Origin of the sequence: Aureimonas pseudogalii (genome assembly GCF_014196835.1) — a bacterium.
Lineage (GTDB): Bacteria > Pseudomonadota > Alphaproteobacteria > Rhizobiales > Rhizobiaceae > Aureimonas > Aureimonas pseudogalii.
The window spans coordinates 12,548-30,671 of the sequence record NZ_JACIEK010000022.1 but is presented as its reverse complement, the minus strand read 5'-3'; the positions used below and the strand labels follow the sequence as shown (position 1 = coordinate 30,671).

Genomic DNA, 18,124 nt, shown 5'->3' with positions numbered 1-18,124 from the left:
GCGAAACTCCGCTCGGGGAAGCAACGGTCCCGCGCCGCGATGCGTGCCCGCGATCATCGGCAACCCTTGGGCAACGGGACGATTCCGGCGTTTTCAGACATGCGGTGAAGGCGGACGCGAGACCGGAAGCGTTCGACACGCTTCCGGTCTGCTCGACGCTACTTCAGCATTTCCGGCGGCAGCGGCGACCCGTGGTACTTCGAGTAGATCTCGTTCAGCTTGCCGTTCTTCAGGTTCGCGCTCACCCATTCGTCGAGCTTGGCCTTCAGTTCCGGCTCGTTCTTGCGGATGCCGATGGCGAGGTCGAAGATGCGGATGTCGAACTTCGGCTCGAAGGCGAGGTCGGCGTTGCGCTGGCCGATCTGGTTCACCAGCGTCGCGGACGTCGCGACCATCTTGGCCTGGCCGCTGACCGCGGCCGTCACCATCGTCGCGTCGTCGTCGTAGCGGGTGACGGTGAAGCCGCGCTCGGCTGCGATCTCGGTCAGTTCGGTGTCCTGCGTCGTGCCGCGGGTGACCGTGACGGCCTGTCCCTTGATGTCGTCCCATCCCGAGATCGCCGCCGCCTTCGGCGCGCCGATCACCGAGCGGAGCGCGGCATAGGGCACTGAGAAGTCGATGACCTCGGCCCGCTTCGGGGTCACCGACAGCGTGGAGATGATGATGTCGGCCTTGTTGGTCTGCAGATTGGGGATGCGCGTCGCGCCGGTGGTCGCGACGAATTCGAGGTCCAGTCCCCAGTCCTTGGCCAGTAGCTGCGCGGTCTCGACGTCGGAGCCGGTCGGCTTCAGGTTCTCGTCCAGCATGCCGGAGGGCGGGATCGCCATGTCGGTTGCGATGCGGATCTTCTTGGCGGCGACGATGTCGGAATAGGAGTCCGCCAGTGCCGTGCCGAGCGGGGCCAGCAAGGCGGCACAGACGGCGCCGATCGCGGTCAGGGTCTTCAGTCTCGTCATGTCGTTTCCTCCGGGTTGATGGGATGCGCGTTCGCGGCGGGACTCTTCAGAGTTCCTCGCTGACGAAGTCGCGGAGTTCGGCCGTCGCGGGCTCGGTCAGGATCGACGCCGAGCCGTGCTCGTGGATGCGGCCCTTGTGCATGAAGACGACCTGGTCGGCGATGCGCCGGGCAAACCCCATTTCGTGGGTGACCATGATCATCGTCATGCCGCTGGCGGCGAGACCCTCGATCACCCGCAGCACCTCGCCGGTGAGCTTGGGATCCAGCGCCGAGGTCACCTCGTCGAACAGCATGACCTGCGGTTCCATCGCCAGCGAGCGGGCGATCGCCGCGCGCTGCTGCTGCCCGCCGGAGAGCTGCTCGGGATAGGTGTCGGCCTTGTCCGACAGCCCGACCTTGGCCAGGACGCCGCGCGCGATCTCGCGGGCGGCGGCCTTGTCCAGCTTCTTCACCGAGCGCGGCGCGAGGACGATGTTCTCCTCGATCGTCAGGTGCGGGAAGAGGTTGTAGCTCTGGAAGACGATGCCGACGTCGAGCCGCAGCTTGCGCAGGTCGAGACCGGGATCGTCGACGCGGTGACCGCAGACGTGGATCTCGCCGCTGTCGATCGTCTCCAGCCGATCCATGCAGCGCAGTGCCGTGCTCTTGCCCGATCCGCTGGCGCCGATCAGCGCGACGACCTCGCCCTTCTCCACCGAAAAGGAGACGCCGTGCAGCACCTGAAGCGAGCCGAAGCTCTTCTTCACGTCTTTCAGGACGACGATCGGCATGGCTTCCTCCGGGAATGGTCCGTCGTCACGCGGAGACGGCCTTCAGGGCGTGCAGGCGCGCGGCTCCACTGTTCTCCAGCCGCCGGCTGAAGGCCGAGACCGGATAGCAGAGGCAAAAGTAGAGAAGTGCCACGATGACGTAGATCAGGAAGGGCTCGAAGATCGAGTTGTTGATCAACTGTCCGGCGCGGGCAAGCTCGACGAAGCCGACGACCGAGGCCAGCGACGTGTTCTTGATGATCTGGACGCAGAACCCGACCGTCGGGGGCGTCGCGATGCGGACCGCCTGGGGCAGGATCACCTTGACCATGCGCTGCACCTTCGAGAGGGCGAGGCATTCCGCCGCCTCCCATTGCGCCTTCGGCACGGCCTCGAGGCATCCCCGCCAGATCTCGCCGAGATAGGCGCTGACGTAGATCGTCAGCGACAGGCCGGCGGCGAGCAGCGGCGTGATCGAGACGCCGAGTGTCGGCAGCCCGAAATAGATGAGGAACATGATGATCAGGAGCGGCGTGCCTTGGACGAGCTGCACGTAGGCGCCCGCCACGATCCGCAGGATCTTGATCGGCGCGGTCCGCCCGAGCGCCACGAGGAAGCCGCCGACGCCTCCGCCGACGAACGCCATGAGAGAGAGGATCACGGTCCACATCGTGCCGACCAGCAGGAACTGGAGGTGACCGAGATTGACGGCTGTGTTCATTGCTCCCGCTCCTAGAGGTTGGTGCCGAGGCGTCGGCGCCGAGGGAAGATCGCCTGCCCGAGCCCCCAGAAGGCCAGCCGCATGACCAGCGACAGCGCCAGGTAGAGGAGCGCGGCGACGACGAAGGTCTCGAAGGGGCGGTAGGTCTCGGACTGGATGAAGTTGGCCGCCGCCGTCAGCTCCTCGGCGGAGATCTGCGAGGTGACCGAGGATGCCAGCATGAGAAGGATGAACTGGCTGGTGAGCGAGGGGTAGACGCGCTCCATCGCCGGGCGAAGCCCGACATGCCAGTAGGCCTGCACCTTCGACAGTCCAAGACATTCCCCGGCTTCCCACTGGCCGGGCTGGATGGAATCGAAGCCGGCCCGCATGATCTCGGCCGTGTAGGCGCCGACGTTGATCGTCAGCGCGATGATGGCGACGGCGATCGCCGAGAAGGAGAAGCCGAGGCTCGACAGGCCGAAATAGACGACGAAGATCTGCACGAGGAACGGCGTGTTGCGGATGCTCTCCACGTAGATCGCGGCCGTCCGCGACGCCCAGCGGTGATGCGACCGGCGCGCGATGGCGCAAATCGTGCCGATCAGGAAGCCGGTGAGCGTCGTCACCGCCGCCAGCTCCACCGTCAGCAGCAAGCCATCGAGCAGCATCTGCCACCGCGCCAGGATGGCGGTGAAGTCGAGGGTCACGGCGCGACGTCCAGGACCGCGCCGCTGCGCTGTCCGCTCATCCGGTCGTAGACCTTGAATAGGGCCTGGTTGCCGTTCGAGCCCTCGCCATGGGCACGCGCATCCAGATACTGGGTGGTGACGAGCGAGGTGGCGGGAAGCGGGACGGCCTGCGACTGCGCCATCTCCAGGACCAGCCGCAGATCCTTCAGCATCAGGTCGATGCGGAACCCGGCGCTGGCATCGCCCGCGATCATCGCCGGTCCGAGCTTGTCGAGCATCCACGAGGACGCCGACCCGCCGAGAAGCACGTTGCGCATCTGGTCGAGATCGACGCCGCAGGCCCGGCCGAGCGCCAGCGCCTCGCAGATCGCCTGGAGGTTGACGCCACAGACCAGCTGGTTGCAGAGCTTCACGGTCTGCCCGGCGCCGGCGATCCCGACATGGGAGATCGTCGTTCCCATGGCTTCGAGATAGGGGTGGGCGCGGGCGACCGCCTCGTCCTCGCCGCCGACCATGATCGAGAGAGCCGCGTTCCTGGCGCCGAGAGGGCCGCCGGAGACCGGTGCGTCCAGCATCGCGATGCCCGCGCTCGCCAAGTCGGCCGCGAGCCTTCGCGTCGCATCGGCCGAGATCGTGCTCATGTCGACGAAGAGGCCGCCGCGCGGGATCGTCTGCAGAAGACCGCCGGACCCGCGCACCACCTCTTCGACATGCGGCGTATCGGGCAGCATGGTGATGACGATGTTGACGTCCGCGGCGGCCTCGCCGACGCTGCCGGCGGCGCTCGCGCCTTGGCCGACCAGTCCGGCGATGGCGGATGCGTCGACGTCGTAGACCGTCAGCGCGTGTCCGGCCTCGATGAGGTTGCGGGCCATCTCCCGGCCCATGGTGCCGAGGCCGATGAAGCCGACGCGGCCCTTTGTCGTGTCCGTCATGCTCGCAGCTCCTCCCAGAGCGATCCCAGGATGATGGGTCGTCAGTCCGCCTGCTCGAGGCGGGCGAGCTTCTCGACGCGGCGCACGAAGTCCTCGTTGCGATCGAACTCGGCGGCGAAGAAGGCGCTCACCAGATCGTTGGCGAGCCAGGGGCCGACGATCTGCGCGCCGATGCACATGACGTTGACGTCGTCGTGCTCGACCGACTGGTGGGCGGAGTGGACGTCGTGGCAGACCGCCGCGCGGATGCCCCGGATCTTGTTGGCGGCGATGGCCGCGCCGACGCCGGTGCCGCAGACGAGAAGGCCGCGCTCGGCCGCGCCGTCCCGCACCTTGGTGCAGACCAGCTTGGCGATGTCGGGGAAGTCGACGGGGTCGGGATCGTAGCTCCCGACGTCCTCGACGGCATGGCCGGCGGCTTCGAGCCCCCGGACGATGTCGGCCTTCAACGGGAAGCCGGCGTGGTCGCTGCCGATGACGATCTTCATGAATCTTGCCTTCCTGTGAATGCGGCCGGGGACCGGTCCGCAGCCTTGGCGGCGGCGCGGTCCTTGGACGTGGAGGGGCTCGTGGCGAGCATGGTCGCCCGGCGCCGGAAGTCCGCGCCGATCTCGAAATGGCGGGTCAGGAGATCGTCGGCCTTGGGCGCGTCGCGCGACACCACGGCCGAGAAGATCAGCCGGTGGTGATCGATGAGAAAGGAATCGATCCCCTCGACCTGGATGATCTTCTCTCGCCGGTCGAGATGCGAGCGCATCATCAGGGAGGCGAGCGAGCCGTAGATGCTGACCAGCGTCGGCGAATGCGCGGCCCGCACGATCGCCTCGTGGAACCGGAAGTCCGCGACGCCGCCGGCCTCCGCCTCGTGGATCGTCTCGACGATCAGATCGAGGGCGTCGGCGATGCGGTCGAAATCGGCCTGCGTGGCGCGCCGACAGGCCAGCCGGATCGCATGGTGCTCGATCGCGACGCGGGCCTCCATGATGTCGTCCACGACGTCGGCCTGCTGCGCGAGGACGAAGGTGAAGAACTCGCCGAGCGTCGAGACGTCGGGACGCTTCACGATGGTTCCGACGCCGTGCCGGATCTCGACCGCGCCGATCATCGCCAGAGCCCGAAGCGCCTCCCGCAGCACCGGGCGGCTGACCTTCAGGCGCACCGCCAACTCGCGCTCGGGCAGCAGGCAGTCGCCCGTCTTGAGCTGCCCGGACAGGAGCTGGTCGCGCAGGAAGCCGACGACCCGCTCGTAGCCGCCCTTGGCCTCGCTCTCGTCGCGAACGATGGATAGTTTCGAGTTCATGGCGCGACCTTACCGTGGTATGACCACTGGTAGCAGTCGGGCCGAGACCTCGTCAAGACGGTGCACGGCGTCCGGCCGGCCGCCCGCATTGGTCGAGAAGCTGATAGATCGAGGCGGCCCGCCGCCGTCCGTGCGGACGGCTCGATCGCCCGTAGCATCCAGGAGGGACCATCATCATGAGCAAGCGCATCGTCTTCACCGGCGGATCCGGCAAGGCCGGCCGCCATGCGGTGCGGTATCTCGTCGACCGGGGGCACAGCGTCCTCAACGTCGATCTCGCGCCGAGCGACGTTCCCGGCGTGAACACGCTCCATGCCGACATCGCCGACGGCGGACAGATGTTCAACGCGCTCTCGACCCATTTCGGCTTCAGCGGCTACGACGCCGGCCAGATGCCGTCCGCGCCCGACGCGGTGGTGCATTTCGCGGCCGTGCCGCGCGTCCTCATCCAGCCGGACAACGAGACCTTCCGCATCAACGTGATCGGCACCTACAACGTCATCGAGGCGGCCGTGAAGCTCGGCGTCAGAAAGATCGTCGTCGCCTCCTCGGAGACGACCTACGGCGTCTGCTTCGCGGAAGGCGACAAGGACTTCCACTCCTTCCCGCTGGACGAGAGCTACGACAGCGACCCGATGGACAGCTACGGCCTGTCGAAGCTTCTCAACGAGAAGACCGCGCGCGCCTTCGCCATGCGCTCGGGCGCCGACATCTACGCGCTGCGGATCGGCAACGTGATCGAGCCGCACGAATACGCGATGTTCCCCGGCTTCCTGGCCGACCCGATGTCGCGCAAGCGAAACGCCTGGAGCTACATCGACGCGCGCGATCTCGGACAGATGGTCCATCGCTGCATCGAGACGGACGGTCTGGGCTTCCAGGTCTTCAACGCCACGAACGACACGATCACCGCCGACATGCCGACGGCGGAGTTCCTCGCTCGGCATTGTCCGGGCGTGCCGCTGACGCGCGAGATGGGAACGAACGAGGCGCCGCTCTCCAACCGAAAGATCCGGGAGATGCTGGGCTTCACGCAGGAGCACGACTGGCGCCGATACGTCTGAGCCGCCCATCCACAGGGCCGGGCGGCCCGGACGCGGTACCGACGCCCGCGCTCGGGCCCTCCGGCCGGGACGTCGGCGGGACGCGTCGATCTTGAAGGCGGCGGCGGAGAGACGAAGGGCGGCGACGAGCGCGGGGATGGCGAAACCCCTCACGGCGGCGACAGCGCGCCGGGCATGCGGACCAGCCGGTCCTCGCAGCGCGATACCTGTGTCAAACGTGTAATTGGGATGGGAAGCTTAGCAAAAGGAGGTAAGAGTTCGTTATCCAAGTTCGTCGCGTTGGAAGCCGCCTATGGTTCAGGAAAATCTGTCCGTCCGCTCACGTTCGAGCAGCACGGCCTTGATGCAGGCCGCGAGCGCGCTCGAAGACGTCGTCTGGGAGCCGTTCGGTTTCCTCAGCTACACGCGAGCGCACCGGGAGTTCTACGCCGGGATCCTCGAGGACCACGCGGACCTGCAACTGTGCCTGGTCGACGCGTCCGACGACGAACCCGTCGCCTTGGTCAATTGCGTGCCGTTCCACTACGCGCGAGATCTCGGGGACTTGCCGCAGGAGGGCTGGGACTGGCTGGTCGAGACCGGGGCCCGGACGTCCGCCGCGCGGCCGAACGTCCTCGGCGCACTGGCCGTGTCCGTCGCCTCCGAGCATCGCGGCAAGGGCTATGCGCAGCGCATGATCGGGGAACTGAAGGCGATGGCGATCCGGCGCGGGTTCGATGCCGTCGTCGTGCCGGTGCGGCCGTCGTCGAAGTGGCAGAACCCCTACGTTCCGATGTCCGACTACCTCGGCTGGAAGAACGAAAAGGGCGAGGTCTACGACCCTTGGCTCAGAAGCCACATCGCCCAGGGCGCCAGCATCATCGGGTCGTGCGAGCGTTCGATGGTGGTGAACGAGCCCATTTCGTTCTGGGAGACCTGGATGGGCCGGCGTTTCGATCGATCGGCGCCCTACGTCCTGAAGGGAGCCCTCGCACCGATCCAGGTCGATCTCGAACGGGAGTGCGGCCTCTACGAGGAGCCGAACGTCTGGGTCAGCTACCGGATCTGACGGCGGCTCCGAGGCGACCGGGGCGCTCTTGCCGGCGCCGCGCCGCGCTCGGGAACCGAACGGCCTTCAGTGCCAAACCGTCCTGCGCTCTGCGACGGGATCCTGCGCGGCCGGGCCGAACGGCATGCCGGCGCTCATCATGGCGGCCAACTCCGTCTCGTTTCCCTGGACGGCTCGCCAGAGCCAGAGCGCCCGTCCGCACCGGCCGTTGCCGGCCGTGAAGGGCTTCGCCAGGGTGAACAGGGACATCAGTTCGTGCGGCGCGGCCAGCTTCGCGTTGGCCAGCGCCAGCAGCTTCAGAAGTGCGCGAGCCCCGTCGTCGTCGCCCTCTTGGGCATCGTCGTGCCGAAGCGTCGCCGCCGGGTCGACGTAGGACATCAGAACGATCAGGTTGGACGGCTCCAGCCGTCTGCACATCATCAGACCTCGATGGGCGCCGAGCTCCGCGGTCGTCGGTTCCCGGCGGCCGCCGGACAGGGCGTAGCTCCGCCGGACCGCCTCCGTGACCCAGAGATGCGTCAACTCGTAGATCCGTGACGGGGGCAGGGGCGCTGTCGTCAAGTCGTTCCCCATGTGGGTGTCGCAGACCGGCCGCCGGTCCGGTCGCTGAATGTGCCGGGAGCCAGCCGCCGCCGATCGTCGAAGCCTCGAAGGTTCAAGTGAGGCCAAAGCGATCTCTTGAAGCTCATGAGTTTACACCCGATTAGTTCTCATGACTTAACGTCTCCCCGAACCGAGGCGCGGCTGATGCAATCGTCCGACAGAACCCATCCGCCTCCGCAACGACCGCTCCGGGGGCTCACCGTCGGCATCGGCGCCGCCATCGCCGTATCGGGCTGCGTGCTCATCGCGTTGGTCGTCTTCATCGGTCTGCGCTCGAACAGCGCCGAACTGCAGGCCGAGCGTCTGCGCATCGAGAACGCGCTCTCGCAGAGCGTTGAACGCGCGCTCGAGCAGCAGAAGACGATCGCATGGTGGGACGATGCCGTCGAGCACGTTTCGAACAGGTTCGATCTCGCCTTCGCCGATGCCAATTTCGGCTATTACTTCACCGAGACCTTCGGCCATGACGAGGTCTACATTCTCGACGGGCAGGACCAGCCGATCTATGCCTTTCGAGGCAGTGAGCGGGCCGATCCCGCGGCCTATCGAAGCCGTTCCAGCGACCTGAAGGAGGTCGTCGAGGTCGCTCGCGGCGCATCCGATCTGCCGAAGACCGACCGCACGGCCGCCTTCACGGACAAGCAGGACCGATACAAGTTCCTGAAGGGCGCGCTCCAGTCCGCCAGATGGGGCGCCAAGATCACGCTGATCGACGGCAAGCCGGCGATCATCGCCTCGATCACCATCGTGCCGAACGTCGACCTCTCGCTGCTTCGCGGCCGGCCGTACCTTCTCGTGACGGTCATCCAGATCGACGCCGAGTTCATCGACGCCGTCGGCGGATCGCTTCTCATACCGAAGCTTCATTTCACGTCCACGGACCGGTCCGGGGGCAATGTCGTCTCCCAGCCGTTCGAAACGGACGACGGGCAGAGCGGCGGCTGGCTCACGTGGACGACGAGCCAGCCGGGCCAGCCTCTGCTGACGATCGTCCTGCCCCTTCTGCTCGTCGGCGTCTGCGGCATGTGGCTGTTGTCGGCCCGGATGCTGAGACGCCTGACCTCCGCTTCCATGGAGCTTGCGAACCGAGAAGCGGAGGCCAGGTTCGAGGCGTCGCACGACGCCTTGTCGGGCCTGCCCAATCGTCCGATGTTCATCGCGCGGCTCGATCGGGAGATGAGTCCTGCGACGGTCGGGATCGGCCGCTCGGACGGGCCGATCGTCGGCTACCTCGACATCGATCGCTTCAAGGACATCAACGACACGATGGGCCATCACGCCGGCGACGAGCTGATCCGTCAGGTCGGCTGGCGCCTGCGAAACGCCGTCGATCGGGACTGTCTGATCGCCCGGTTCGGGGGCGACGAGTTCGCGATCCTGCATCGGTCGGGCCTTGCGAACGAGGGCGGTCGTCTCGCAAGCGTCGTGGCCTGCGCCTTCTCCGCGCCCTTCGAGATCGACGGCACGTCGATCCGCGTCACCGCTTCGCTCGGACTTGCCCAGTGTCCTCAGCACGGGAGGTCCTCGGAGGAGCTGATGCGGCACGCCGACATCGCGCTCTATGTGGCCAAGAAGCAGGGTCGAAACCAGACGGTCTTCTTCGACGACGAAATGGCGCAGACGCTCGAAGAACGGCGCCGGATCGAGGTCGAACTTCGACAGGCGCTGGAGAGGAACGAACTCGAACTGTTCTACCAGCCGATCATATCGTCGCGCCGAAACGCGGTGACGGGCGTCGAGGCATTGCTGCGCTGGACTCACCCGACCATGGGGGCGGTGCCGCCCTCCGTGTTCATACCGATCGCGGAGGAAAGCGGCCTGATGCTGCCGCTCGGCGACTGGGTGCTTCGACAGGCCATCCGCAGCGCCGCCGACTGGCCGGACCTCGGGGTCGCCATCAACCTTTCGCCGGCACAGTTCTGCCATGCCGATCTGCCGCGGATGCTGGCCGACCTGCTGCAGGAGACGAAGGTCGAGGCGAACAGGATCACCTTCGAGATCACGGAGGGTCTCCTTCTCGACCCTTCGACCGACACCCATTCGATGCTGGAGACGATCCGGAAGATGGGGTTCCTGATCGCGCTCGACGATTTCGGAACGGGATTGTCGAGCCTGAAGTATCTGATCGATTTCCGCTTCGACAAGTTGAAGATCGACCGCTCCTTCGTCACGGGCCTGTCTCGGACGAAGTCGGCGCAGACGATCATCCGGTCCGTCGTGCAACTCGGTCGGGCCATGGATATGGACGTCGTGGCAGAAGGCATCGAGACCCATTTCGAAGCCTCGACGATGCAGGCTCTCGGCTGCGAATTCATACAAGGGTTCTATTTCTCGAAAGCGATACGCGAAGAGGAAGTCGCCCCATTCGTCAGCGCCTTCGAGCAAGGATCCGCCGACGCCGACACCCCCATCGGCTCGGCATCGACGTCGGCCAACGCGTCGTGATCGGTTCTATCCGGCCCATCCGACTTTCATGGCGAGGTGGGCCGCTGAGCGGCTGGTCAGCTTGAGCCGACGCGATCGATCGACGAACGCGCTTCCTCGCCTTGATGAGTGGATACCCGAACCGCCATCCCGACGCCGCTATGCGGCTCCGTTGCCCGGCTTCGGATGTCCGGAACTCGGCGGGGCGGGAGGGGCGATCAGATCCTTGAGCGAGCCGCCGCCGTTCGCATAGCCGGCTTCGGCGAGGATGGCGTCGACCAGCGGCTTGTTGCCGGAGAACTGGAGAAGCTGGTCGGCCAGGTCGCCGGGGCCCGATGCGCGTTCGCCGCCGCCATGACCGCGGCCAGCCGAGAAGCCGGCGGTGTCCACGACACGGATGCTCTCGATACGGCTCGTCGGCTCCATCAGGGCCTTCAGCGCTTCCGGCAGCATGCGGATGCGCGCCTGCATCAGCTCGAACTCCACGAAGGCCGGCGGGATCATCGCGTTCGCCTCGTTCTTGGCGCGGATCGCGGCGGCCTCCGCCTCGCCCTCCGCCTGGATCGCCTCGGCGCGGATCTTGGTGGCGGCCGCCTCGGCGCGGGCCGCGGTCAGAATGGCCTCGGCGCGGTCCTCGGCGGCCTTGCGCTCGGCATCCGCGCCGACCGTGACCGACACGGCCTCGGCCTCGGCCTGCTCCTGCGCCCGGATCACGGCGATCACGCGCGCGCGGTCGGCGATCTCGCGGTCCCGCGCGGTCTGGACCTTCTCGGCCGCCGCCACGGAGAGCGCCTCGGCCTCGCGCGCCTGCGCCTCGGCACGGGAGGTCTCCTCGCTCTTCATCGCGATCGCCACCGCCTTGTCCTGGCGGGCGATCTCGACCTGTCGCTCCGAGACGATGCGGGCCTCCTCCTTGGTCTTGTTGGCCACCGCCATGCGCTCGGCGATCAGCCGCTCGCGGTCGATCGCGGCCTCCTGCTCGGCCTGCTTGGCGGTCTCCTCGGCCCTCGCCCGCTCGGCGCGCGTCTCGGCCTCCTTGTTCGCGACGTCGCGCTCCTGGTTGAGGCGCGCCTCCTCGTCCTGGCGGCGCAGCGCGAAGCGCTTCTGCGAGGCCTCGAGATCCTGCTCGGCGATCGCCACCTCGGTCTGCCGGGTGATCTCGTTGCGCTGCTTGCGCCGGGCCTCGGTGATCTCGGTCAGACGAGCCAGACCCACCGCGTCGAACGCGTTGGTCTCGTTGAAATATTCCTTCGCCGTCTGGTCCAGGCCGGTGAGGCTGACGGTCTCGAGTTCCAGGCCGTTGGAGCGCAGGTCCGTCTCCACCGCGTCCTGCACGGCCTTCACGAAGCCGGCGCGGCTCTCGTGCAGCTCGTCCAGCGTGTTCAGGGCGGCGACCGAGCGCAGGGCATCGACGAGCTTGGCCTCCACGAGGTCCTGGATCGCGGCCGGCTCGTTCACGCGGTCGCCGAGCGTCTGCGCGGCCAGCGCGATGCCCTCGTCGCTCCCGTCGACGCGCACGTAGAACTCGGCGCGGATATCGACGCGCATGCGGTCCTTCGTGATCAGCGCGTCCTCGCGGCGCCGGTCGACGGCGAGCTTCACCGTGTTGAGCTTGACCCGTGCGAGGGCATGAAGGATCGGGATCACCAGGGCACCGCCATCCTTGACCACCTTCCGACCGCCGACGCCCGTGCGCACGAACGCCTCGTCGCGCTCGGCCCGGCGGTAGAGCCGCGAGAGGGTGAAGCCGATGGCCAGGACCACGACCAGCGCGATCCCCGCCCATGTCGCGAACTCGACGATGCCGTTCATGTTGTCACCCATGGGAACCCTCTCGAAACGAATGCTGCGGATGCGGTGTCAGACCGGGAAGGGCATGACCAGGAAGACGCGGCCCTTGTGCGTCTCGTCGCGCGCGACCACCACGATGCGCGCTCCTTTTTCGATCGCGGTTCCCCGGTCCGCGGGACGGGCGCGAAGCGTGTGGACCTCGCCGTGCCGGTCGCGCACGGTGACGCTGCCGGCCAGCCCGTCGTCGAGCGGTCCGAGCGTGACCGCACCCTCCAGGCCCAGGAATTCGTCGGCCGTCACGGCATAGGTCTCGTCGCGCGGAATCACCCGGGCGATCGCGTTGCCGATCGCCTTGGTCGACAGAACCGCGCCGGGCACGGCTGCGATGGCGAGGCTCCAGGTCGGAAGCATGGGCAACAGGCCCGACAGGACGATCCCGATCGTGCCGAACGTGACGAGAAGCAGCATCAGGAGGATCGAGAACGGGACGCGACCGAGGTTCAGCCAGTCGAACGCGCCACTGAGCGGCGTGCCCTCGAACGCGTGTTCGATCGCATCCGAAACCGGCAGATGCCCGACGAAGAAGAGCGCGATCTGGAGGAGGCCGACGAGAAGGCCCGCCGCCAGCGGGTAGAGGTAGAGCGGAGAACCGGCGGCGAGGCTCGCGACCATGGTCAGTCCCGGCCTCCGAGCTCGCGGCGCATGGCGGCCAGGCGATCCTCGATGCGGCGTGCGCGTCCGAAACCTTCGCGCTCGCGCAGGGCAGTGTCGCGCGGGGCGCCGACGGTCCGGCGCGCCATCCCCTCCACGACGCCGAGTGCGGCGGCGATGCGGTCGGCCGCCCGCGTGACGCCGGCGCGGCCCGGAACGTCCTTCATCCGCCTGTCGTCGGCGAACCTGCGGTCGATGACGGCGCGGACCGTCTCATCCAACGTCAGATCGAAATGTGCCGTCTTCATGCTCGCCTCAATTGTGATCGCTACAGAAGTGATTTGAGTGGTGATTCGTGTCAAGATCGGTGCTGGATCATCGGTTGATCTTTGCATCAACAAGCCTACCCACAAGTCATCTTGCTGGAATCTGGGTATGGGTTGGCGATTGCATGTCTGACATACTTAAGCAGTTCTGACAGCGCGCGACCTTGACGAGCCAAGGCGCCGGTTCGAAGATCGTTTTTCGTGAGTATGTCCGCTTCGGGGCGAAGGGCTGCGGAACAGTTCGGTTCGAGATGGGGTCATCGGCAGAGCGGTCGCCTTCCTGCTCCGGCTTCCGAGAGAGGCCGGCTGGCTTTCGGCCCACAGCCCTCCGGATCGGGCGACCGAGACCGCGTGGAAAAGGGCATTGGCGGAAGAGGTGCCGGCAAAACCGACCCTAGAATGCAGCGCCCCCTTGCGCGGGACCATGCGGGATGGTTTGACGCGGCTCCCTCCTCGCGCCGACCTGGAATTCCCGCATGATCCGCCTCGAGAACATCGGCAAGCAGAACGGCAAGCAGATCGTCTTCATCGAGGCGTCGGCGGCACTCCAGCGCGGCGAGAAGATCGGCCTCGTCGGCCCCAACGGTGCCGGCAAGACGACGCTGTTTCGCATGATCACCGGCGAGGAACTGCCGGACGAGGGTCAGGTCTCGGTCGATCGCGGCGTGACGATCGGCTATTTCAGCCAGGATGTCGGCGACATGGCCGGTCACAGCGCGGTGGTCGAGGTGATGGACGGCGTCGGGCCGGTCAGCGCGCTGGCCGCCGAGATGGCGGAGCTGGAGGCGGCCATGGCCGACCCGGCTCGCGCCGACGAGATGGACGAGATCATCACCCGCTACGGCGAGGTGCAGGGCCGCTACGACGAGCTCGACGGCTATGCGCTGGACGGGCGTGCCCGCGAAGTGCTGGACGGCCTCGGCTTCAGCCAGGCGATGATGGACGGCGACGTGGCCAAGCTGTCGGGCGGCTGGAAGATGCGTGTGGCGCTGGCGAAGATCCTGCTGATGCGCCCCGACATCATGCTCCTCGACGAGCCGTCGAACCATCTCGACATCGAAAGCCTGATCTGGCTCGAAGGCTTTCTCGAGGGCTTCGACGGCGCCGTCCTGATGACGTCGCACGATCGCGAGTTCATGAACCGCATCGTGACCAAGATCATCGAGATCGACGGCGGCGCGCTGACCTCCTATTCGGGCGACTACGAGTTCTATCGCGGGCAGCGCGCGATCGCCGAGGTTCAGCAGCAGGCGCAGTTCGAGCGCCAGCAGGCGATGCTGGCGAAGGAAGTCGCCTTCATCGAGCGCTTCAAGGCGCGCGCCAGCCATGCCGCGCAGGTGCAGAGCCGCGTCAAGAAGCTCGACAAGATCGAGCGCGTCGAGCCGCCCAAGCGACAGCAGACGGTGCGCTTCGACTTCCTGCCGGCGCCGCGCTCGGGCGAGGACGTCGCGACCGTCAAGGGCGTGCACAAGCGCTACGGGACCCGAACCATCTACGACGGGCTCGACTTCCAGGTGCGCCGGCGCGAACGCTGGTGCGTCATGGGCGTGAACGGCGCGGGCAAGTCGACGCTGCTCAAGCTGATCGTCGGCGCCTCGGAGCCCGATTCCGGCACGGTGACGCGGGGGCCGAGCGTCAAGATGGGCTATTTCGCCCAGCATGCGATGGAGCTGCTCGAAGGCGAGCGCACCGTGCTGCAGTCGCTGGAAGACACGTTTCCGCAGGCGGGCCAAGCGCCCCTGCGCTCGCTCGCCGGCTGCTTCGGCTTCTACGGCGACGAGATCGAGAAGAAGTGCCGCGTTTTGTCGGGCGGCGAGAAGGCGCGGCTGGTGATGGCCAAGATGCTGTTCGATCCACCGAACTTCCTCGTCCTCGACGAGCCGACCAACCATCTCGACATCGCCACCAAGCAGATGCTGGTCGAGGCGCTGTCGCGGTTCGAAGGCGCCATGCTGTTCGTCAGCCACGACCGTCATTTCCTGGCGGCGCTGTCCAACCGCGTGCTGGAACTGACGCCGGAAGGCCCGCATCTCTACGGCGGCGGCTATGCCGAATATGTCGAACGAACGGGTCAGGAAGCGCCGGGACTGCGGGCGTAACCGATCTCTCACGAAACGATTCAGGACGCAGCCGCTCTGCGGCAAGCAAGGTCGCCGGCGAGAAGAAAACCCGGAGCTCGTCGTCGACCCTGCCGGGCTACTCCTGGCTCGCGCATGGTAACCTGCATGATGGATGGCTCATTGGCTCGGGTTTAGCGGACCGCAAACTCATCGGGGCACCCTGATGCCGAGACCGGGAGCGATCCACCTGATCTGCTTGCGACCGTCAACTCCACACTGGCTGACGTTGATTCGGCGCGATGAGGCATCGGTTTGTTCGCCATGAGGTTTCGCTCAGGCGCCTGCCCGACGGCGGCAGTCCGTGCATCTTCGCTCCGCCAGACGGACGCAAGGTCGCGGTGTTGGACGTCCTCGAAAGGCCGGGATCGAAGACGTGGAACGTCACCGCCTCTTCGCGCCCGCGTAGCTTCACGGTCCGCGTGCCCAGGCTCTGCGGCCGGCCGTCCTTCGTCCACTTCAGCCACTCAGGCGGCGAGATGGCGAGGATGTCGTCGATCTCGCCCGGCTGGACGGCCAGCGTAGCGGACCCACGTCGGTACCGACTGGCTCAAGGTGCACTGCGATGTCCGTTCCGCCATCTCGGCGTTCGGGGGCAATGGAGCCCTCGAGGAGGGTCGGAGCGCGAACCCGTCACGTGTCACGTCTCGGTCTGAATGGACGGCAGGTGGCGGCTGGCGTCGAGGCGCTGGGCGACCAGTTCCACGAACTTCGCCGCGGCCACGGGGAGGGTGCGCCCCCGGAGGTGGCCGAGAACGAGCGGGCCATGGGTCGGATCGGCGTCGGCGACGGGGACCGAGATCAGGCCCGGCTCCAGCCAGGAAACCTCCGAGCCGACCTCGATCTGAAAGGTGATGACCTCGCCCGAACGCGCGAGGTTGCGCAGCATCTCGAAAGAATCCGATGCGAATTCGATCGAGAGGTCGAAGGAACTCACGGACAGGATGTCGTCGATGATCCGGCGCGAGCCAAAGGAACGGTCGGCCGCACGATCGTCGCCGGCGGCCGCCTGACCGGCATCGACCATCCGGCGGCCGAGCGCGAGCTTCTCGCGCGGCGCCAGCGCCCTCGGCGTCGCCTGTGCTCTCGGCGAAATCGAGGTGCCCGAGGCGAGCCGGATCGGCACCGACATGAGCCTCTATTCGGCCCGCGCCAGCACCTCGGCCGGGATCGAGCTGATGGGCCACGAAATCCTGGTTCTCGGCATGAGCCCGCGCTGGCGCGGCCCCCTGGCCATCGGTCGCGCGGTGATGCGCGACGCCATCGACGCCGCGCCCGTGCGGGCGCTGATGGAGCGGCTCGGGGTCGGCACGTCGGCCGATGTCGTGGCGGTGCTCGCCAAGGCGCAGGCCTCGCGGACCGGCCTCGTGCGCGGCCGCCGCCACACGATGGACGAGGACAGCGATCTCGCGGCGACGCGCCATGCCCGCGCCTTCATCCGCGGCGTGCTCGCGGGCCTCGTCGGCACGACCGAACTCTTCGTCTCGGGCGGTGCCGAGCACCAGGGGCCCGACGGCGGCGGCCCGGTCGCGATGATCGCGAGGCGCAGAGCCGGGGTCAGCGAAACGTGAGGACGCATCCCTCGCGGCTCGCGGCCGCCGTCAGCGCCGAGGCCGCGTCGTGCGCATCGCTAGAGCCATTTCGGCACGTCGACCCGCACGAAGGTCCGGAGCTTCTCGACCAGACGGGCGGGATCGGCGTCCACCGCGATGGAATGGCGATGGGCCGGCGGCAGGAACTTCTCCGTGACCATGTGGTCGATGAAGCCGAGGAAGGGCTGGAAGAAGCCGCGCGTGTCGAGAAGCCCGGCCGGCTTGTCGATCTCGGCGAGCTGGTTCATCGTCCAGACCTCCATGAACTCCTCGAGCGTTCCGATCCCGCCGGGCAGCGCGACGAAGGCGTCGGCGAGATCCGCCATCCGCTTCTTGCGCGTGCGCAGCGTCGGCAGGATCTCCAGATCGGTGAGGCCCTCGTGGCCGTGGCCGCGATCATGCAGGCGACGGGTGATCACGCCGTGGACGCGCCCGCCTTCCGCCAGCGCAGCGTCGGCGAGATGACCCATGAGACCCTTGTGGGTGCCGCCATAGACGACCGTGATCCCGGCCACCGCCAGAGCGCGCCCGAGAGCCGTCGCGCCCTCGGCATAGCTGGCGTCGCCCCCGACATTCGAGCCTCAGAAGATCGCGACGGATGTGATGGGATGCCCGGTATGATCCATTGCGTTTCCTCCTTCGCCCGTTCGGTTCCTGCATCCTTGGAAGCGCCTGGGAACTCAAGCGCCGTCCGCGCGGCGTCGCCCCTCCACCTCATCTGACCCGAAAGGACCTATGGCATGAACGACATCATCATCGAGATCGACGGCCAGCGCTTTCCCGCCCGCTTCGAGCGCGAGGCCGCGCCGAAGACCGTCGCGGCCTTCGAAGCCGTGATGCCCTACGCCGAGCGCATCATCCACGTGCGCTGGAGCGGGGAAGCCTGCTGGATCCCGCTCGGAACCCACGATTTCGGCCTCGGCTACGAGAACGCCACGAGCCACCCGGCGGTCGGCCAGGTGATCCTCTATCCCGGCGGCGTGTCGGAGACCGAGATCCTCATCGCCTACGGTCCCGTCGCCTTCGCCTCGAAGGCCGGGCCGCTCGCCGGCAACCATTTCATCACCATCACCGACGGGCTCGATCGCCTGTCCGCCATCGGCCGCGACACGCTCCAGACCGGCGCCAAGTCCATCTCGTTCCAGGCTGCCTGACGCCGGCTCGGGAGCCGCCG

Annotated in this window: 18 protein-coding genes and 1 pseudogene; 6 read left to right on the top strand and 13 right to left on the bottom strand. The window is 67.1% G+C overall.

Translation table 11 applies throughout. The features are described from left to right. Window positions 1–158: 158 nt before the first annotated feature. The 7 genes from GGR04_RS21755 to GGR04_RS21725 are packed head-to-tail and all read right to left on the bottom strand — an operon-like array spanning window position 159 to window position 5,334. Window positions 159–956: a transporter substrate-binding domain-containing protein gene (locus GGR04_RS21755; protein ID WP_183202423.1), complete on the bottom strand. Its 798-nt coding sequence runs from the start codon at window positions 954–956 to the stop codon at window positions 159–161. A gap of 46 nt (window positions 957–1,002) precedes the next feature. After that, window positions 1,003–1,728, bottom strand: coding sequence for an amino acid ABC transporter ATP-binding protein (locus GGR04_RS21750; protein ID WP_183202422.1), 726 nt, complete (start codon window positions 1,726–1,728; stop codon window positions 1,003–1,005). Window positions 1,729–1,753: 25 nt separating this feature from the next. Next, entirely contained in the window at window positions 1,754–2,428 is a 675-nt protein-coding gene (locus GGR04_RS21745) for an amino acid ABC transporter permease (RefSeq protein WP_183202421.1), read from the bottom strand. Between the two features lie 11 nt (window positions 2,429–2,439). Beyond that, window positions 2,440–3,117, bottom strand: a complete 678-nt coding sequence (locus GGR04_RS21740) for an amino acid ABC transporter permease (RefSeq protein WP_312857506.1) — start codon at window positions 3,115–3,117, stop codon at window positions 2,440–2,442. Continuing rightward, window positions 3,114–4,034 (bottom strand): NAD(P)-dependent oxidoreductase, encoded by a 921-nt coding sequence (locus tag GGR04_RS21735; protein ID WP_183202420.1) that lies wholly within the window; start codon window positions 4,032–4,034, stop codon window positions 3,114–3,116. Before GGR04_RS21735 ends, GGR04_RS21740 begins: the two co-directional genes overlap by 4 nt. A gap of 41 nt (window positions 4,035–4,075) precedes the next feature. After that, complete coding sequence (gene rpiB, locus GGR04_RS21730; protein WP_183202419.1) at window positions 4,076–4,522, bottom strand: ribose 5-phosphate isomerase B; 447 nt, start codon at window positions 4,520–4,522, stop codon at window positions 4,076–4,078. Further along, window positions 4,519–5,334 carry a FadR/GntR family transcriptional regulator gene (locus GGR04_RS21725; RefSeq protein WP_183202417.1) on the bottom strand — a complete coding sequence of 272 codons (816 nt, stop codon included), beginning with the start codon at window positions 5,332–5,334 and terminating at the stop codon, window positions 4,519–4,521. The genes rpiB and GGR04_RS21725 overlap by 4 nt, the downstream gene beginning before the upstream one ends. A gap of 176 nt (window positions 5,335–5,510) precedes the next feature. Between GGR04_RS21725 and GGR04_RS21720 the strand changes: the two genes are divergently transcribed. Beyond that, on the top strand, window positions 5,511–6,398 hold the full coding sequence (locus GGR04_RS21720; RefSeq protein WP_183202415.1) for an NAD-dependent epimerase/dehydratase family protein: 888 nt from the start codon (window positions 5,511–5,513) through the stop codon (window positions 6,396–6,398). Window positions 6,399–6,741: 343 nt separating this feature from the next. Next, window positions 6,742–7,446 (top strand): GNAT family N-acetyltransferase, encoded by a 705-nt coding sequence (locus GGR04_RS21715; protein ID WP_246393520.1) that lies wholly within the window; start codon window positions 6,742–6,744, stop codon window positions 7,444–7,446. 66 nt (window positions 7,447–7,512) lie between these two features. On the opposite strand, the gene GGR04_RS21710 is transcribed toward GGR04_RS21715, so the two are convergent. Further along, complete coding sequence (locus tag GGR04_RS21710) at window positions 7,513–7,968, bottom strand: hypothetical protein (RefSeq protein ID WP_183202412.1); 456 nt, start codon at window positions 7,966–7,968, stop codon at window positions 7,513–7,515. Between the two features lie 225 nt (window positions 7,969–8,193). Here GGR04_RS21710 and GGR04_RS21705 point away from each other — a divergent pair, with 225 nt between their 5' ends. Further along, window positions 8,194–10,494 carry a putative bifunctional diguanylate cyclase/phosphodiesterase gene (locus GGR04_RS21705; RefSeq protein WP_183202410.1) on the top strand — a complete coding sequence of 767 codons (2,301 nt, stop codon included), beginning with the start codon at window positions 8,194–8,196 and terminating at the stop codon, window positions 10,492–10,494. Between the two features lie 138 nt (window positions 10,495–10,632). Here the strand turns inward: GGR04_RS21705 and GGR04_RS21700 are convergent, their stop codons facing one another. Genes GGR04_RS21700 through GGR04_RS21690 form a run of 3 tightly spaced genes read right to left on the bottom strand, consistent with a single transcriptional unit; the run spans window position 10,633 to window position 13,310 of the window. Further along, a complete protein-coding gene (locus tag GGR04_RS21700) occupies window positions 10,633–12,297 on the bottom strand; it encodes a flotillin family protein (protein WP_246393519.1) in 1,665 nt (554 codons plus the stop codon). 36 nt (window positions 12,298–12,333) lie between these two features. Then, window positions 12,334–12,936: an OB-fold-containig protein gene (locus GGR04_RS21695; protein ID WP_183202408.1), complete on the bottom strand. Its 603-nt coding sequence runs from the start codon at window positions 12,934–12,936 to the stop codon at window positions 12,334–12,336. A gap of 2 nt (window positions 12,937–12,938) precedes the next feature. Next, window positions 12,939–13,310 carry a hypothetical protein gene (locus GGR04_RS21690; protein WP_183202406.1) on the bottom strand — a complete coding sequence of 124 codons (372 nt, stop codon included), beginning with the start codon at window positions 13,308–13,310 and terminating at the stop codon, window positions 12,939–12,941. Window positions 13,311–13,717: 407 nt separating this feature from the next. Between GGR04_RS21690 and GGR04_RS21685 the strand changes: the two genes are divergently transcribed. Next, on the top strand, window positions 13,718–15,340 hold the full coding sequence (locus GGR04_RS21685; RefSeq protein ID WP_183202404.1) for an ABC-F family ATP-binding cassette domain-containing protein: 1,623 nt from the start codon (window positions 13,718–13,720) through the stop codon (window positions 15,338–15,340). A gap of 658 nt (window positions 15,341–15,998) precedes the next feature. Here the strand turns inward: GGR04_RS21685 and GGR04_RS21680 are convergent. Continuing rightward, window positions 15,999–16,490: a LysR substrate-binding domain-containing protein gene (locus GGR04_RS21680; protein WP_183202402.1), complete on the bottom strand. Its 492-nt coding sequence runs from the start codon at window positions 16,488–16,490 to the stop codon at window positions 15,999–16,001. Between GGR04_RS21680 and GGR04_RS21675 the strand changes: the two genes are divergently transcribed. After that, on the top strand, window positions 16,384–16,929 hold the full coding sequence (locus GGR04_RS21675; protein WP_183202453.1) for a ring-opening amidohydrolase: 546 nt from the start codon (window positions 16,384–16,386) through the stop codon (window positions 16,927–16,929). The genes GGR04_RS21680 and GGR04_RS21675 overlap by 107 nt on opposite strands. A gap of 59 nt (window positions 16,930–16,988) precedes the next feature. Here GGR04_RS21675 and GGR04_RS21670 read toward each other — a convergent pair. Then, window positions 16,989–17,519: pseudogene (locus GGR04_RS21670) on the bottom strand (LOG family protein); the annotation flags it as partial. Between the two features lie 171 nt (window positions 17,520–17,690). Between GGR04_RS21670 and GGR04_RS21665 the strand changes: the two are divergent. Continuing rightward, window positions 17,691–18,104: a DUF3830 family protein gene (locus GGR04_RS21665; RefSeq protein WP_183202400.1), complete on the top strand. Its 414-nt coding sequence runs from the start codon at window positions 17,691–17,693 to the stop codon at window positions 18,102–18,104. Window positions 18,105–18,124 lie beyond the last annotated feature (20 nt).

Excerpts from the sequence above, each read along its gene's own strand:
- GGR04_RS21755 (WP_183202423.1), bottom strand. The coding sequence starts at position 956 with ATGACGAGACTGAAGACCCTGACCGCGATCGGCGCCGTCTGTGCCGCC.
- GGR04_RS21705 (WP_183202410.1), top strand. The coding sequence starts at position 8,194 with ATGCAATCGTCCGACAGAACCCATCCGCCTCCGCAACGACCGCTCCGG.
- rpiB (WP_183202419.1), bottom strand. The coding sequence starts at position 4,522 with ATGAAGATCGTCATCGGCAGCGACCACGCCGGCTTCCCGTTGAAGGCC.
- GGR04_RS21715 (WP_246393520.1), top strand. The coding sequence starts at position 6,742 with ATGCAGGCCGCGAGCGCGCTCGAAGACGTCGTCTGGGAGCCGTTCGGT.
- GGR04_RS21725 (WP_183202417.1), bottom strand. The coding sequence starts at position 5,334 with ATGAACTCGAAACTATCCATCGTTCGCGACGAGAGCGAGGCCAAGGGC.
- GGR04_RS21695 (WP_183202408.1), bottom strand. The coding sequence starts at position 12,936 with ATGGTCGCGAGCCTCGCCGCCGGTTCTCCGCTCTACCTCTACCCGCTG.
- GGR04_RS21665 (WP_183202400.1), top strand. The coding sequence starts at position 17,691 with ATGAACGACATCATCATCGAGATCGACGGCCAGCGCTTTCCCGCCCGC.
- GGR04_RS21750 (WP_183202422.1), bottom strand. The coding sequence starts at position 1,728 with ATGCCGATCGTCGTCCTGAAAGACGTGAAGAAGAGCTTCGGCTCGCTT.
- GGR04_RS21735 (WP_183202420.1), bottom strand. The coding sequence starts at position 4,034 with ATGACGGACACGACAAAGGGCCGCGTCGGCTTCATCGGCCTCGGCACC.
- GGR04_RS21680 (WP_183202402.1), bottom strand. The coding sequence starts at position 16,490 with ATGTCGGTGCCGATCCGGCTCGCCTCGGGCACCTCGATTTCGCCGAGA.
- GGR04_RS21745 (WP_183202421.1), bottom strand. The coding sequence starts at position 2,428 with ATGAACACAGCCGTCAATCTCGGTCACCTCCAGTTCCTGCTGGTCGGC.
- GGR04_RS21685 (WP_183202404.1), top strand. The coding sequence starts at position 13,718 with ATGATCCGCCTCGAGAACATCGGCAAGCAGAACGGCAAGCAGATCGTC.
- GGR04_RS21720 (WP_183202415.1), top strand. The coding sequence starts at position 5,511 with ATGAGCAAGCGCATCGTCTTCACCGGCGGATCCGGCAAGGCCGGCCGC.
- GGR04_RS21700 (WP_246393519.1), bottom strand. The coding sequence starts at position 12,297 with ATGGGTGACAACATGAACGGCATCGTCGAGTTCGCGACATGGGCGGGG.
- GGR04_RS21690 (WP_183202406.1), bottom strand. The coding sequence starts at position 13,310 with ATGCAAAGATCAACCGATGATCCAGCACCGATCTTGACACGAATCACC.